Annotated in this window: 14 protein-coding genes; 11 read left to right on the top strand and 3 right to left on the bottom strand. The window is 73.0% G+C overall.

The window, feature by feature from the left end:
• Window positions 1-83 precede the first annotated feature (83 nt).
• From OHA17_RS34810 to OHA17_RS34800, 3 genes are all read left to right on the top strand, one after another.
• A complete protein-coding gene (locus tag OHA17_RS34810; RefSeq protein WP_406509792.1) occupies window positions 84-2,105 on the top strand; it encodes an FAD-dependent oxidoreductase in 2,022 nt (673 codons plus the stop codon).
• 28 nt (window positions 2,106-2,133) lie between these two features.
• Complete coding sequence (locus OHA17_RS34805; protein ID WP_406509791.1) at window positions 2,134-2,685, top strand: PadR family transcriptional regulator; 552 nt, start codon at window positions 2,134-2,136, stop codon at window positions 2,683-2,685.
• Window positions 2,686-2,790: 105 nt separating this feature from the next.
• On the top strand, window positions 2,791-3,225 hold the full coding sequence (locus OHA17_RS34800; protein WP_406509790.1) for a MarR family winged helix-turn-helix transcriptional regulator: 435 nt from the start codon (window positions 2,791-2,793) through the stop codon (window positions 3,223-3,225).
• 13 nt (window positions 3,226-3,238) lie between these two features.
• Here OHA17_RS34800 and OHA17_RS34795 read toward each other — a convergent pair whose 3' ends face one another.
• The gene (locus OHA17_RS34795) at window positions 3,239-3,802 is read right to left on the bottom strand and encodes a helix-turn-helix domain-containing protein (protein WP_406509789.1); all 564 of its coding nucleotides are present in this window, start codon (window positions 3,800-3,802) and stop codon (window positions 3,239-3,241) included.
• Between the two features lie 135 nt (window positions 3,803-3,937).
• Here OHA17_RS34795 and OHA17_RS34790 point away from each other — a divergent pair, with 135 nt between their 5' ends.
• The 3 genes from OHA17_RS34790 (at window position 3,938) to OHA17_RS34780 (ending at window position 8,385) form a co-directional block, all read left to right on the top strand.
• Window positions 3,938-5,074, top strand: a complete 1,137-nt coding sequence (locus OHA17_RS34790; RefSeq protein WP_406509788.1) for an aryl-sulfate sulfotransferase — start codon at window positions 3,938-3,940, stop codon at window positions 5,072-5,074.
• Entirely contained in the window at window positions 5,071-6,402 is a 1,332-nt protein-coding gene (locus OHA17_RS34785; protein ID WP_406509787.1) for a uracil-xanthine permease family protein, read from the top strand. Before OHA17_RS34790 ends, OHA17_RS34785 begins: the two co-directional genes overlap by 4 nt.
• A gap of 81 nt (window positions 6,403-6,483) precedes the next feature.
• Complete coding sequence (locus OHA17_RS34780) at window positions 6,484-8,385, top strand: NAD-binding protein (protein ID WP_406510893.1); 1,902 nt, start codon at window positions 6,484-6,486, stop codon at window positions 8,383-8,385.
• Window positions 8,386-8,392: 7 nt separating this feature from the next.
• Here OHA17_RS34780 and lysA read toward each other — a convergent pair whose 3' ends face one another.
• A complete protein-coding gene (gene lysA, locus OHA17_RS34775) occupies window positions 8,393-9,727 on the bottom strand; it encodes a diaminopimelate decarboxylase (protein ID WP_406509786.1) in 1,335 nt (444 codons plus the stop codon).
• 315 nt (window positions 9,728-10,042) lie between these two features.
• Between lysA and OHA17_RS34770 the strand changes: the two genes are divergently transcribed.
• The 3 genes from OHA17_RS34770 to OHA17_RS34760 all read left to right on the top strand — a co-directional run bounded on the left by OHA17_RS34770 (window position 10,043) and on the right by OHA17_RS34760 (window position 11,970).
• A complete protein-coding gene (locus OHA17_RS34770) occupies window positions 10,043-10,606 on the top strand; it encodes a universal stress protein (RefSeq protein ID WP_398874953.1) in 564 nt (187 codons plus the stop codon).
• Window positions 10,607-10,721: 115 nt separating this feature from the next.
• Window positions 10,722-11,498 carry a GNAT family N-acetyltransferase gene (locus OHA17_RS34765; protein WP_406509785.1) on the top strand — a complete coding sequence of 259 codons (777 nt, stop codon included), beginning with the start codon at window positions 10,722-10,724 and terminating at the stop codon, window positions 11,496-11,498.
• 73 nt (window positions 11,499-11,571) lie between these two features.
• A complete protein-coding gene (locus tag OHA17_RS34760) occupies window positions 11,572-11,970 on the top strand; it encodes a VOC family protein (protein ID WP_406509784.1) in 399 nt (132 codons plus the stop codon).
• Between the two features lie 5 nt (window positions 11,971-11,975).
• Here OHA17_RS34760 and OHA17_RS34755 read toward each other — a convergent pair whose 3' ends face one another.
• Window positions 11,976-12,455, bottom strand: coding sequence for a DUF6328 family protein (locus tag OHA17_RS34755; RefSeq protein WP_398874947.1), 480 nt, complete (start codon window positions 12,453-12,455; stop codon window positions 11,976-11,978).
• A gap of 104 nt (window positions 12,456-12,559) precedes the next feature.
• Here OHA17_RS34755 and OHA17_RS34750 point away from each other — a divergent pair, with 104 nt between their 5' ends.
• Window positions 12,560-13,048 (top strand): NUDIX domain-containing protein, encoded by a 489-nt coding sequence (locus OHA17_RS34750; protein ID WP_406509783.1) that lies wholly within the window; start codon window positions 12,560-12,562, stop codon window positions 13,046-13,048.
• A 140-nt stretch (window positions 13,049-13,188) separates the two neighbouring features.
• Window positions 13,189-14,502 carry an ROK family protein gene (locus OHA17_RS34745; RefSeq protein ID WP_406509782.1) on the top strand — a complete coding sequence of 438 codons (1,314 nt, stop codon included), beginning with the start codon at window positions 13,189-13,191 and terminating at the stop codon, window positions 14,500-14,502.
• Window positions 14,503-14,603 lie beyond the last annotated feature (101 nt).

Raw genomic sequence — 14,603 nt, 5'->3', positions numbered from 1 at the left:
CTCAGTGTTATGCAACTTGTTGCATAAGCGGGTTCCGCTGGTCTACAACTGGAGGCGACGACACCCCACCCGGAGGCGCCCCCATGACCGCGTACCCCCATCTGCTGAGCCCCCTCGACCTCGGGTTCACCACCCTGCCCAACCGGGTGCTGATGGGCTCGATGCACATCGGGCTCGAAGAGGCCGAGAACGGCTTCGAGCGGATGGCCGCGTTCTACGCCGAGCGGGCCCGCGGCGGGGTCGGCCTCATGGTCACCGGCGGCATCGCGCCCAACGACGCGGGCCGGCCCTACCCGGGCGGCGCGAAGCTGACCAACGAGGCGGAGGCCGAGCAGCACCGGACTGTCACCGACGCGGTGCACCGCGAGGGCGGCCGGATCGCGATGCAGATCCTGCACTTCGGCCGGTACGCCTACCACCAGGACCTGGTCGCGCCGAGCGCGCTCCAGGCACCGATCAGCCCGTTCGTGCCGAACGCCCTGAGCGACGAGCAGGTCGAGCAGACCGTGGAGGACTTCGTGCGGGCGGCCGAGCTCGCGAAGTCCGCCGGGTACGACGGCGTCGAGATCATGGGCTCCGAGGGCTACCTCATCAACGAGTTCGTCGCGGGAGCCACCAACCGGCGCACCGACCGCTGGGGCGGCTCCTACGAGAACCGGATGCGCTTCCCGGTCGAGATCGTGCGCCGCACGCGCGAGCGCCTGGGCACCGACTTCATCCTCATCTACCGCCTCTCCATGCTGGACCTGGTGCCCGGCGGCTCGACGCTGGAGGAGGTCATCACCCTCGCGCGGGCCATCGAGGCGGCCGGGGCGACGATCATCAACACCGGCATCGGCTGGCACGAGGCGCGCATCCCGACGATCGCGACCTCGGTGCCCCGGGGCGCCTACACCTGGGTGACGAAGAAGCTCATGGGGTCGGTGTCGATCCCGCTGATCACCAGCAACCGCATCAACACCCCTGAAGTCGCCGAGCAGTTGCTCGCCGAGGGCCGGGCGGACATGGTGTCGATGGCGCGGCCCTTCCTCGCCGACCCGGAGTTCGTCGCCAAGGCGGGCGCGGGCCGCGCCGAGACCATCAACACCTGCATCGGCTGCAACCAGGCGTGCCTCGACCACACCTTCAGCGGGAAGATCACCTCCTGTCTGGTCAACCCGCGCGCCTGCCACGAGACCGAGCTGGTCCTGTCCCCCACCAAGCTGCGCAAGCGCCTCGCGGTGGTCGGTGCGGGCCCGGCCGGGCTCGCCTTCGCCGTCTCGGCGGCCGGGCGCGGGCACGCCGTCACCCTCTTCGACGCCTCCGACCGGATCGGCGGCCAGCTGAACATCGCCAAGCGGGTGCCCGGCAAGGAGGAGTTCGACGAGACGCTGCGCTACTTCCGTACGCAGCTCGAACTGCACGGCGTGGACGTCCGGTTGAACACCGAGGTGGCCGCGGCCGACCTCGACGACGGCTCGTACGACGAGATCGTGATCGCGACCGGCGTCACCCCGCGCACCCCCGAGATCCCGGGCTCGGACCACCCGAGCGTCGTCACCTACCTCGACGTGCTGCGCGACGGGGCGCCGGTCGGCGAGCGGGTCGCGGTCGTCGGCGCGGGCGGCATCGGCTTCGACGTCGCCGAGTTCCTCACCGACGGCGGTGACGCGGCGAGCCTGGACGCCGAGACGTACTTCCGGCAGTGGGGCGTCGACACCACGTACGGCGAGCGCGGCGGGCTGCGCAAGGCCGAGCGGCCCAAGCCGCCGCGCCAGGTGCACCTGCTCCAGCGCAAGACGACGAAGGTCGGCGCGGGCCTCGGCAAGACGACAGGCTGGATCCACCGCACCGAGCTCAAGCACCGCGGCGTCACCATGGTCCCGGGCGTGCGCTACGACCGGATCGACGACGCGGGCCTGCACATCACCGTGGACGGCGAGTCGACCGTGCTGCCCGTCGACACGGTCGTGCTGTGCGCGGGCCAGGAGTCGCGGCGCGGCCTGTACGAGGAGCTCAGCGCGGCCGGCGCGACGGTGCACCTGATCGGCGGCGCCGACGTGGCCGCCGAGCTGGACGCCAAGCGCGCCATTGACCAGGGCACCCGGCTGGCCGCCACGCTCTGAGGCGAGCGGACGAACCTAGGATGCGGTCATGTCTCTCCCGCACGCGATCCTGACCGCACTGCTCGAAAAGCCCTCCTCGGGGCTTGAGCTGACCCGCCGCTTCGACAAGTCGATCGGCTACTTCTGGTCGGCCACGCATCAGCAGATCTATCGCGAGCTGGGAAAGCTGGAGCAGTCCGGGTTCATCCGCGCGCTGCCGTCCGCCGCCCCGGCCCGCGGGCAGAAGAAGGAGTACGAGGTGCTGCCCGCGGGCCGGGCCGAGCTCGCCCAGTGGGCGGCGGCCGGCCAGGACCCGAAGCCGATGCGGGACCCGCTGCTGCTGCGGATGCGGGCGGCGGCGGTGATCGGCACGGGCGGCCTGCGGGCCGAGCTGGAACGCCATCTCGCCCTGCACCACGCCCAGTTGACGACGTATCACGGGATCGAGGCGAAGGACTTCCCGCCGGAGCGGGACAGCGAGCAGGACCGGCTGCGGCATCTGGTGCTGCGCGGCGGCATCGAGCTGGAGACGTTCTGGATCGGCTGGCTGACCGAGGCGCTCGACACCCTGGGCGAGGAGCCGCCGGAGTCCCTGGGTTAGAGGCTGCCCGAGAAGTGAGGCGAAGGGTCCGGCGCGGCGTCGTTCCCCGCATCCATCACGGCGTTGTATTCTACAACCGACCATGGAGACGAAAGGGGATCAGTCGTGCTCAGCCGAGACCAGTCGGTCATCACCATTCAGCGTGAGCTGACCGCGTTCGCCCGGCGCGCCCGGGCCGCCGCCGCCCGGATGCACCCGGAGCTCTCGCTCGTCTCGTTCACCCTGCTCTCCCATCTGGAGGACCAGCAGGGCTGCCGGGCGACCGATCTGGCCGCCTACTACATGCTCGACAAGTCGACGATCAGCCGCCAGATCGCGGGGCTCGAAAAGCTCGGCTTCGTCGAGCGCATCAGCGACCCCGACGACCACCGCATCCAGGTGCTCCAGCTGACCCCGGCGGGCACCGCCAAGCTCGCCGAGGCGGCGGAACTGCGCCGCCAGGCCTTCCACGACCGGCTCGCGGACTGGGCGCCCCAGGACCTGGACCGGTTCGCGGAGTACCTGCTGCGCTACAACACTCGGGCCGAAAACGGCAGTTGAGGACCGGTTGGCCTCAGGATCCCCCGATGTGGTCGGAGACGGCGACGACGAGGACCCGGGTGCCGGGCAGCGTCGCACGCCAGCGGTGGCGCACCCCGCCGGTGAGATACAGGGTGTCGCCCTTCGACAGGGTGTAGCCGCGCCCTTCCGCCTCGACCTCGGCGGCGCCGTCCGCCACATACATCAACTCGTCGTTGTGGTGCAGGAATTCGCGGTCCGCCGCACGCTCGCCGGTGAACTCCAGGGCGTGCATCTGATGGCGGCCCCGCACCAACGGGCGCACCCCGGCGTCGCGTGAGAGGCCCGCGTCGTCGTCGGCGCGCACGACGTCGACCGCGCGGTCCGTCGCATCGGCGGCGGCGAGCAGTTCCACGGCCGTCGTGTTCAGGGCGTCCGCCATGCGCTGGAGGGAGCGCATGCTGGGGCGGGCCCGCTCGTTCTCGATCTGGCTGAGGAACGGTACGGACAGGCCGCTGCGTTCCGCGACGGCCGCCAGCGTGAGGTCGAGCGCCCGCCGGCGACGGCGCACCGCGCCACCCAGGCGCGGCCCCGCACCCGTCCCACCTGTGTCGTTCATCCGCACCGCCCTCCCTCGGGATCACCTTACGCACCGCGCGGGACGGTTTCGTACGCCCGTCACACCGCCGACACACAACGCCTCTACCTTCGAAGCTGTTTGAGGACATCAAAGAAACTTTGAAGGAGTGTCGTCGTGACCACTCGCCCGACCGTCGTCGACCAGAACCAGCGCCGCCGGCGCGGCACCGGTCTCATCGCGCTCGACCCGGACGCGGCCTGCCCGGGATTCACGCTCTACGCGCCGCTGACCGGGGGCGGCGAGGTGTATCTGGTGGACCTGCGCGGCGAGGCCGTCCACACCTGGCACCTCCCCTACCGGCCGGGGCGGCACGCCCGGATCCTCGGCAACGGGAACCTCGCCTACAACGGCGTACTGCCGGGCCAGGAGGCGCTGTTCCCGATGTGGCACAAGTACCGGGGCGGCGTGATGCTGGAGGCCAGGCCGGACGGCACGGTCGTGCGCGAGCACCGCGACCCCTTCCAGCACCACGACGCCCACCACCTCGACGACGGCCGCGTCCTCTACACCGGGCTCGAACCGCTGCGCGGCGCCGAGGCGGCCGGGGTCCTCGGCGGGGTGGCCGGTTCCGAGGCCGCCGGAGGAACGGTATGGGCCGACACCATCAGGGAGGTCGGGCCCGACGGCGGCGAGCTGTGGTCCTGGCGGGCCGCCGACCACCTCGACCGGGCCGAGTACGCCCTGCACCCCGACTACGCGCGTGAGCACTGGCCGCTCATCAACAGCGTCACCCCGCTTGCCGACGGGAACGTCCTGGCCAGTCTGCGCAGCGTGTCCGCGGTGGTCGTCATCAGCCGGGACACCGGCGAGATCCTGTGGCGCACCGGCCCCGGCACGGTCTCCCAGCAGCACCATCCCACCGAGCTGGCCGGCGGCAACGTCCTGGTCTTCGACAACGGCGTCTTCCGGCCGGGCCACGACGTGCCGTATTCGCGCGTCGTCGAGATCGAGCGCGCCGGCGGCCGGGTCGTGTGGGAGTACCACGACCCGGCCCGCGAATCGTTCTTCGCCCCCTTCATGGGATCGGCTCAGCGGCTACCCAACGGCAACACCCTGGTCACCGACTCCCCCGCGGGCCGCCTCTTCGAAGTGACCCAACAGGGCTATCTGTGCTGGGAGTTCATCGTGCCGCAGTTCGGCGGCTACGAGGAGTCCGAGGTGCGGCGGCTCTTCCCGGCCGAGCCGAACGCGGTGTTCCGCGCCTACCGGTACGCGGCCGAGGAGCTGCCCTGGCTGGAGGCGCGCCCATGACGTCGCCCGTCGACGAGCGGGTCCCGCTCGGACGGCTCGCCCCGCTCGCCGTGCAGCATGTGCTCGCCATGGTCGCGGCGCCCGTCTCCACCGTCTTCCTCACCGCGGCGGCCCTGCGGCTGCCGCCCGACCGAACGACCTCGCTGCTGAGCGCGGTCCTGGTGCTGTGCGGTGCGGGGTCGCTCCTCCAGTCGCTCGGCGTCTGGACCTTCGGGGCCCGGCTGCCGTTCGTGATGCTGCCGGGCGGGGCGGCCGCCGCGCTGTTCCTCCAGATCGCCCATGACCACGGCCCCGCCGTGGCGAGCGGCTCGGTGCTGCTCGCGGCGGCGCTGCTCCTCGCCGTGCTGCCGCTGTACGCCCGTGTGGTGCGGCTCTTCCCGCCGCTGGTGATGGGCGTGACCGTGCTCCTGATCGGGATCTCCATGATCCGGGTCGCCGCCCAGCTCGTCACGGGCCCCGGCGGCACGGCGGCGCCGCGGGCCGTCGCCCTGGCCGCGGCGACCGTGGCGGCGACGGTCCTGGCCCATCTCACGCTGCGCGGGGTGTGGCGGCGTACGGCCGTCCTCATCGGCATGGCGGTGGGCACGCTCGTCGCGGTGACGACGGGGCTCGGCGCGGTCACCCCGGCCGCGGGCTCCGGCTTCTCGCTGCCGGGCCTCTTCCCGTACGGCGCCCCGGAGTTCGACCCGGTGGCGGCCCTGCCGCTGCTCGTCTTCAGCCTCACCACGCTGGCCGAGATCACCGGCCAGAGCGTGCTCAGCAGCGAGACCGCGGGGCGCGTGCCCGACCCGGGCCGGGACGTGCCGAGGATGGCCCGCGCCGACGCCCTGGTCTCACTCGTCGGCGGTCTCTTCGGTACGTCGCTGATGGTGACCAGCGCCGAGAACATCGGGATCGGCCGCCTCACCGGGGTGCGCAGCCGGTACGTGACGGCAGGCGCGGGCGGCCTGCTGGTCCTGGCCGGGCTGCTCTCCCCCCTCTCGCGTCTCGTGGCGGGGCTGCCGGCCGCGGTCGTCGGCGGCTCGGCCCTCGTCGTGTACGCGGTCATCGCCGTCATGGGCGTCGAGATGCTGGCCCGCGCGGAACTCGGCGAGCGCTCGAACTCCCTGGTGGCCGCGCTCGCACTCGCGGTGGGTCTGCTGCCCCTGCTCGCCCCCGGCCTCTACGACGGATTCCCCGGCTGGGTCCGCACGGTCGCGGGCAGCGGGGTGGTCGCCGGGACGCTCGCAGCCGTCCTTCTGCACGCCCTGTTCACAACGTCCGCCGTCCACAAGGATGTTCGGGCGCCGCGCCCCGAACCGGCCGCCCGTCGACGCGACGCCACCTGATGGGGCAAGGTCTGGGGTGTGCCTTCACTTCCTCAGCAGCCGCTCCCGTCCCAGCCCTGGGCGGGGCCGCCCGTCGGACACATGGTCGTCAGCGGGGACGACGCGCTCGCCCACCGGCTCGCCGGTGAGCTGCGCGAGGTGTACGGCGAGCGCGTCGTCCTCGTCGTGCCGCCGGAGAACGTGACCCGCTCGGCCCGGCTCCCCGCGGGCGGCCGGGCCAGGGCCTCGGCGCTGTTCGGCCGCATGTCGTCCGCGATGCTCCGCACCCCCGTGCCCGGCTCCGACCGGGCGAGCGACTCCCGGCTCGTAGAGGCGGTCGAGCCGAACGACGGGGCGCTTCTGGAGGCCGGCATCGAGCAGGCCGCCGCGCTCGCGCTGGTGCACGGCGACGACGAGACGAACATCCGGGCCGCATTGATCGCCCGGCGCCTCAACCCGCGCGTCCGGCTCGTCATCCGGCTCTACAACCGCAAACTCGGCCAGTACCTCCAGGAGTTGCTCGACCAGGCGGCGGCTCTCGCGGCGCCGGAGCCCGGCGCGGCCGCGTCCGAGACGTCCACCACCGTGCTGTCCGATGCCGACACCGCGGCGCCCGCACTGGCCGCCACCGCCCTCGCGGGCACCAGCAAGGTCGTGCACGCCGACGGGGTGCTGCTGCGGGCCGGTCAGCGCCCGCCGCCGCGCCGCGGCGAGGTCACCGACCCGGGGCTGTGCACGCTGGCCCTGCTCTCGTCGACCACCAACGACCCCGCGGGCGCGGAGGGTTCGGACCGCAGCGGCTCGGAGGGGCCCCGCCTGCTGCCCGACGAGCGGTCGATGGACGAGGCCGACCGGCGCGGCCGGGTCGTCCTGGAGACCGTCACCTACACCGGCCCCGCCCAGCCCCCGGGCCGCCTCACCGATCTCGGCGCGCCGCTGGGCCGGCTGTTCTCGCGCAGGCTGCGCTGGTCGCTCGCCGGGATCGTCGCCTCGGTGATCGCCCTTGCCATCGCGACCTGGCTCACCACCGGCGACGATCCGCTGCACGCCGCCTATCTGACCCTGCTCGACATCTTCGCCATCGACGACCCGGCCATCGACCAGCCCGTGGGCCGCCAGATCCTCCAACTGCTCTCAGGACTGACCGGGTTGCTGTTGCTGCCGGTCCTGATCGCCGCCGTCCTGGAAGGGCTCGGCACCTTCCGCAACGCCTCCGCGCTGCCCCGCCCCTCGCGTGGACTCTCCGGGCACGTGGTGCTGCTCGGCATGGGCAAGATCGGCGCCCGGGTCCTGGTGCGCCTGCGCGAGCTCGACATCCCCGTCGTGTGCGTGGAGTCCGACCCGGAGGCCCGCGGCATCGCGCTCGCCCGGCGGCTCCGCGTGCCCACCGTCATCGGCGACGTCACCCAGGAGGGCATCCTGGAGTCGGCCCGCATCCACCGGGCCGACGCCCTGCTCGCGCTGACCAGCTCGGACACCACCAACCTGGAAGCCGCCCTGTACGCCCGCTCGGTGAAGCCCGATCTGCGGGTCGTGATGCGGCTGTACGACGACGACTTCGCGACCGCCGTCTACCGCACGCTGCGCGCCGCCCACCCGGGGGCCCTCACCCGCAGCCGCAGCGTCTCGCACCTGGCGGCACCCGCCTTCGCCGGAGCCATGATGGGCCGTCAGATCCTGGGCGCCATACCGGTGGAGCGCAAGGTGCTGCTCTTCGCGGCCGTCGACGTGGCGGGCCATCCGCAACTGGAGGGCCGTACCGTCGAGGAGGCGTTCCGCGAGGGCGCCTGGCGGGTGCTCGCGCTCGACACGTCCTCGCCCGCCGACCGGGTCCCCGACCTGGGCGCCGCCCGCCGCCGGGGCGGGGGCGCCCCGGGCGACCTGGTGTGGCAGCTGCCGCCCGGGTACGTGCTGCGGCCCGAGGACCGGATCGTGCTCGCCGCGACCCGGCGGGGCCTGGCCGAACTCCTCGGCCGCCGCCCCTCCTCGCGAGTGGCCCAGTGAGGGCGGCCTACAGCCCGACGTCGCGGCTGCGGAAGTCCTCCAGGGACTCGCGGCGCACCAGGAGCCGGGCGTGCCCGTCGGCGACGGCGACCACCGGCGGGCGGCCCACCATGTTGTAGCCGGACGCCATGGACAGCTGGTAGGCGCCCGCCACCGGCACGGCGAGCAGGTCGCCGGGGTGGATGTCGCCGGGCAGGTCCACCGCGGAGGCGAGCACGTCGCCCGCCTCGCAGTGCCGGCCGACGACGGTCGCCTTGCAGGCGTGGGCGGTTGAGGCCCGCCCGATCAGCCGGGGTGCGTAGCGCACTCCGTACAGGGCGGGCCGCGGGTTGTCGCTCATGCCGCCGTCGACGGCGACGAAGAGGTTGTCACCGGTGCGTTTGACGGCGAGTACGCGGTAGAGCGCGACGCCCGCGGGGCCGACGACCGCACGGCCCGGTTCGACGAGCAGCCGGGGCACGTCGAGGCCGGCCGCCGCGCAGCTCTCGGCGAGCTCGGCGCGCATGCGGCGGGCCAGCGTCGTGATGTCGAGCCCGTCCTCGCCGGGCCGGTAGGCGACGCCGTGTCCGCCGCCCATGTCGAGCTCGGGCAGCACGATGCCGTGGACGTCCCGGAGCCGGGCCATCAGGCCGACCATGCGGCGCACCGCCGACAGGTACGGCTTGACGGTGGTGATCTGTGACCCCAAGTGGCAGTGCAGGCCGGTCAGTTCGAGCTGGGGCTGGCCGAGGATGCGGGCGATGGCGTGCTGGGCGTGGCCGTCGGTGAGGGAGAGGCCGAACTTCTGGTCGTCGGTACCGGTACGGATCTTGTCGTGGCCGCCCGCGCTGATCCCGGGCACCACCCGGACCATCACCTTCTGGTGGCCGTTCGGCCCGACGGCGGCGGCGAGCCGGGCGATCTCGGACGGGCTGTCGATGACGATGCGGCCTACGCCGAGGCGCAGCGCGGCCTCGATGTCGTGCGGGGACTTGGCGTTGCCGTGCAGCACGATCCGTTCGGCCGGGAATCCGGCGGTGACGGCGAGTTCGAGCTCGCCCGCGGAGCACACGTCGAGGCCGAGCCCTTCCTCGTCGACCCAGTGCGCCATGGCCCGGCACAGGAACGCCTTGGCGGCGTAGAGGACTTCGGCCTCGGGGAACGCGCTGCGGTAGGTGCGGCAGCGCTCGCGGACCTCGCCCTCGTCGAGGACGTAGGCGGGGGTGCCGAAGCGTTCGGCGATCTCGGCGAGCGGGACGGCGCCCACCGCGAGGCCGCCGTGGCCGAGCCGCGCGGTGGAGGCCGGCCACACCGACAGGTCGTCGGCGGACGTCAGGCCGGTCGGCAGGTTCATGGTGGTCATGGGCTGCTTACTCCTTCTCGCTCCTGCTCAGCCGATCCACAGGGCGAGCGCGTCGGCGACGACGGCGGCTCCGGTCACGGTGGTTGGTGCGGCCCCGGCACGGGGAGGCAGGCCGGGGCACGTCGGCGACGCTACGCCCGCGGGGCCCGGCCGACCGGCGCCCTGACGCGATGCTGACGGGAAGGGGAGGTGTGCTGACGGGATGCTGACGCGGCGGCAGTCCCGGCGTCATGAGCCCGTCAGTTTCTCCCGCCCGCTCGTCAGGAAACCGCCAACGCGCGCTGCGATCAGCCGTCCAGGAGCTTTGCTCAACGGATGAGCGGAAGGCGATACGAGTACGAGGTGGACGTCATGGACCGGGCCGGCGGGCGACGGGTGGTGGCCGGGGTCAGCGGCTCACTGGGCAGTCTGACGGCGCTGCACCGCGCGGCGCGGGAGGCGGAGCTCGGTGGGGGCACGCTGATGGCGGTCCTCGCCTGGGCGCCGCCCGGCGGCGAACTCGGCCACCGGGGCTCGCCGGATCCGGGGCTGCTCGCCGAGTGGCGCGAGCTGGCGGGCGAACAACTCGTCCAGGCCCTCGACACGGCTTTCGGCCCGGCCGGACCGTCCGTGCCGCTCGAAGCGATGGTCGTACGGGGCACGCCGGGTGCCGTTCTGGTGGAGGCCGCGCGGGAGCCCGAGCACCTGCTCGTCCTCGGCGCCGGCACGCGCGGCCGGCTCCGCCGTGCGCTGCGTCCTTCGGTGGCCCGCTACTGCCTCGCGCACGCCACCTGCCCGGTCCTCGCCGTGCCGCCCTCCCCCTTGGAGCACGAACTGGCGGCCCTTCACCGGCTCGTCGCGTGGCGACGCCCCCTGGACCCGAGCGAGCTGGCGAAGTGACCGCCGCTCGCCGCAGGGCCGTCGAGGACGGCCGCGTTCTCCTGACGCCCGATCCAGCTCGCCTCGCTCCTCATCGGCCCCGAGGCCTGCCCCCCGCCCCCGAACGGAGCTCGTCGTGATCGAACTTCGCCCGCACCAACTCGCCGCCCACACCCGCTGGTTGTGTGCCGCCGAGCCGGGCCCCGCAGCCCTGGCCGAGCACGTACTGACCACCGGGAACGGACACGGGTGGGCCGACCGCGCCGTACAGCCGCGCGCGATCGCCCTCGACTGCGCGGGCCACGTGCTGCTGCGCGGCGACCCGGGCGCGCTCGATCCGGCGGGCCTCGCACCGCTCGCACACCGCTACGTCGAGGCACCCGGCCGCTTCCTGCCGGTCCTCGGCGCTTCCTTCGACCGGGTCGTGCCGTGGGAGCGGATGGTGTACGTGCAGCGCGAGCCGGCCGCTGCCCCGCGTCCCCCGCGCGGCGTGACGATCCGCCCGCTGACCTCGGCCGACGCGCCCGCGCTCGTCAGGCTCGCACCCGACTCGGCCTGGATTCACGCCAGTTGGGGCGGACCGTCGGGGCTCGGCCGCTCCGGACACGCCTGGGGCGCCTTCCGCCAAGGAGCCCTCCTCGCCGTCGTCTGCACCTACTTCCGGGGCGGCACGTACGAGGACATCGCGGTGGTCACCGCCCCGGACCAGCGCCGCCAACAGCTCGCCCTGGGCTGCGTGGTCGCGCTGAGCCGCGACGCAGCGGCGCGCGGCCGCACCGCGAGCTGGACCTGCTCCCGCTACAACCGGGCGAGCCGGCTCCTCGCCTGGACGGCCGGGTTCCGGCTGGTGCGCGAGTACGTCCACTACGCGACGGGCGCGCCGAGCGTGGGGGGCGCCCGCGTCCCGGCGTGACCGGGCCGCACCGCGCCCCTGGCAGGTGCGGTGCCCGGCGTTAGACCAGACCCCGTACGGGCACTCGGCCCGCATGAGCGTTTCCAAGACCAGCATCCTCGTTCTGGACTGTGCCGAACCCATCGAACTCGCCGAGTTCTACGCCAAGTTGCTCGGCGGCGAGATCCGCACCGCCTGCGATCCGGACTTCGTCGAGATCGTCGGCGGGGACGGCGTCCATCTCGCGATCCGCCGCGACCACGGGTACGCGCCGCCCAGTTGGCCGCGCCCCGACGACTCCCAGCAGGCGCACCTGAGGATCGTCGTGGCGTACGGCGACATGGACGCCGCCGAGCGCGAGGCCATCACCCTCGGCGCGATGCCCGTCGACACCAAGGACAACAACGGGCCGCGCGACGAGCGCGTCTACGCCGACCCGGCGGGGCACTCCTTCACGCTCGCCGTCTGGGCCAAGCGCTCCGAGCAGGAGTAAGCCTCCTAGGAGGGCTGGTCGTGGTGGCGCCTGCGGGCCAGGCCCGGCAGCACGAACCAGCAGCAGACGTACCAGCAGACGACGCCCGCGACCAGCCAGGGCGCCAGAGCGCTGTGCAGGGCGACGCGCAGGATGAGCAGCAGGGAGCTGGCCACCGTGCACAGCAGGAGAACGAGGCCGACGACGGTGAGCCGGGACGCCCAGGTCACCGTCTGCGGCTTCAGCCGTCGCCCGGCCAGCATCCGGTGGAAGGAGACGGGGCCGATCAGCGCCCCGGTCGTCGTCGCGCCGAGGACCACCGTCACCACGTAGATGCCCCGGTCGGTGGCGTCGAGCGTGGTGAACCGGGGCTGGAACACGACCGCGAGCAGGAATCCGAACAGGATCTGCACCCCGGTCTGCGCCACCCGCAGCTCCTGGAGCAGATCGCCCCACCTGCGGTCGGCACGCTCCTCAGGCGTCTCGTGACGTCCGAAGTCCGCCATGTGCACCACCTCCTCGACGTCCGGATACCCATACATATCAACCGGAAGCCCCCCGGCACCGCCGCCCCGTGGCGCCGCGCCCGGCGGACCCGCAGACTGGCGGCATGGCCGGAAAACGCAGCGCCGGGCTCCTGCTGTACCGCAGGGCGGGGGACGGCATCGAGGTGCTCGTGGGGCACATGGGCGGGCCGTTCTTCGCGGGGCGGGACGCGGGCGCCTGGTCGGTCCCCAAGGGTGAGTACGACGCCGGGGAGGCGCCCGAGGCCGCGGCGCGGCGCGAGTTCGAGGAGGAGCTGGGGCTGCCGCCGCCCGAGGGGCCGCTCGTGCCGCTGGGCGAGATCGTCCAGCGCGGCGGCAAGACCGTGACGGTGTGGGCGGTCGAGGCGGATCTGGATCCGGCCGACGCGGTGCCGGGCACGTTCACCATGGAGTGGCCGCGGGGGTCGGGCACGGTGCGCGAGTTCCCCGAGATGGACCGCTTCGCCTGGCTCTCCCCCGACGCCGCGGCCACCCTGCTCGTCCAGGGCCAGCAGGCGTTCCTCGAACGCCTCGTCGCGCACGCGGGCGGCGAGCCTCCGGAGCGAATCAACTAGCACCGACAGGACGGAAGTTGGAGTTTACACAGCTCTCCCGTGCCGACCTCATGCCTTAATCTATGGTCTGAGTTAAGACGCGGGACAAGGGCGCGGCACAGGCTCTCGCACCGGTATGTTGCACGCAGGGAGGGAGCCACATGGCCACACCGAACAGCAGGACCGTCCGCGACCTGCGTCGGGACAACCGCGGCGCGGTATTGCGACGGCTGTACTTCGACGGCCCGATGAGCCGCCAGGCACTCGGCCCCGCCACCGGGCTGAGCTCGGGTTCCATCAGCAATGTCGTGGCCGAGCTCGCCGCCGACGGCCTCCTTGAGGATGCCGGGGTGGTGGACTCCGACGGCGGCAGGCCGCGCACCCTGCTGCGGGTCGCCCCGGACAGCGGCCATCTGATCGGTGTGGACGTCGGCGAGACCCGGGTCAGGGTGGAGCTGTTCGACCTCGTCCTGCGTGAACTCGCCCGCACCGAGCTGTCGTTGGACGCGGGCGGCTACGACGTCGGACACATCGTCGCCCGCGTCCGCGAGGGCGTGGCCGCCGTGCTGGGCGAGAGCGGCCTCGATCCGCGGCGGCTGCTCGGCGTGGGCGTCGGCGTGCCGGGCATTGTCGACCGGAGCTCCCCGGAGGGGGCCGTGGTGCACGGTCAGACCATCGGCTGGGACGCGGTGCCGCTGGAGTCCCTGCTGCGCGAATCCCTCCAACTACCGCCGAGCACAAGGTATTTCATCGAGAACGGCGCCAAGACGCTCGGCCAGGCCGAAATGTGGTTCGGCGGCGGCCGGGGCACATCCGACGCGGTGATCGTCCTGTTCGGCTCCGGCGTCGGCGCCTGCATCGTGACGGGCGGCGCGATCTACGGCGGTGCGCACAGCAGCGCCGCCGAGTGGGGCCACACCACCGTGTGTGTCCGCGGCCGGCGCTGCCGGTGCGGGGCGCCCGGCTGCCTGGAGGCGTACGCGGGCGCCGAGGCGATCATCCAGCGCTGGCGCGAGGCAGGGGCCGAACTGCCGCCGGGGACCGCCGAGGAGACAGCGGTAACGGCTCTGCTCGCGGCCGCGCACCCCGAGGAGAAGGGGGTCGCCGCCAGCCCGGTCGCCCTCGCCGTCCTTGAGGAGACCGCCGAATACCTGGGCGCGGGCCTGTCCGACCTGATCAACCTCTACAACCCGGAGCGCATCCTGATCGGCGGCTGGGCCGGGCTCCAACTCGGCCCGCACATCCTGGAGTCGGTGCGCCGGCACGCCACCGCCTACGCCCTGCGCCACCCGGCGGAGCGCGTCACCATCGAGCTCGGCCGGCTCGGCCCGGACGCCGTCACGGTGGGCGCGGCCACCCTCCCCCTCGCCGGCTTCTTCGCCCGCGGCGGCCACCGCGCACCCGCGGCCGAACCGGAGACACCCGCCGAAAGAGCGGGCTGGCACACCTCGGTGGAGGAACGCGCGGCCCGCTGATCCTTTCTCCGGCGAATTCTCGCCGCAGGCCCCAGAATTCGACCGGATTCAGCATTCCATAAGCAGGGCTTTCAGGATCTAATAGCAGGTACAGCCAGTTT

The sequence above is a fragment of the Streptomyces sp. NBC_00212 genome, assembly GCF_045206365.1.
Lineage (GTDB): Bacteria > Actinomycetota > Actinomycetes > Streptomycetales > Streptomycetaceae > Streptomyces.
This window is presented reverse-complemented; position numbering and strand designations above follow the sequence as displayed.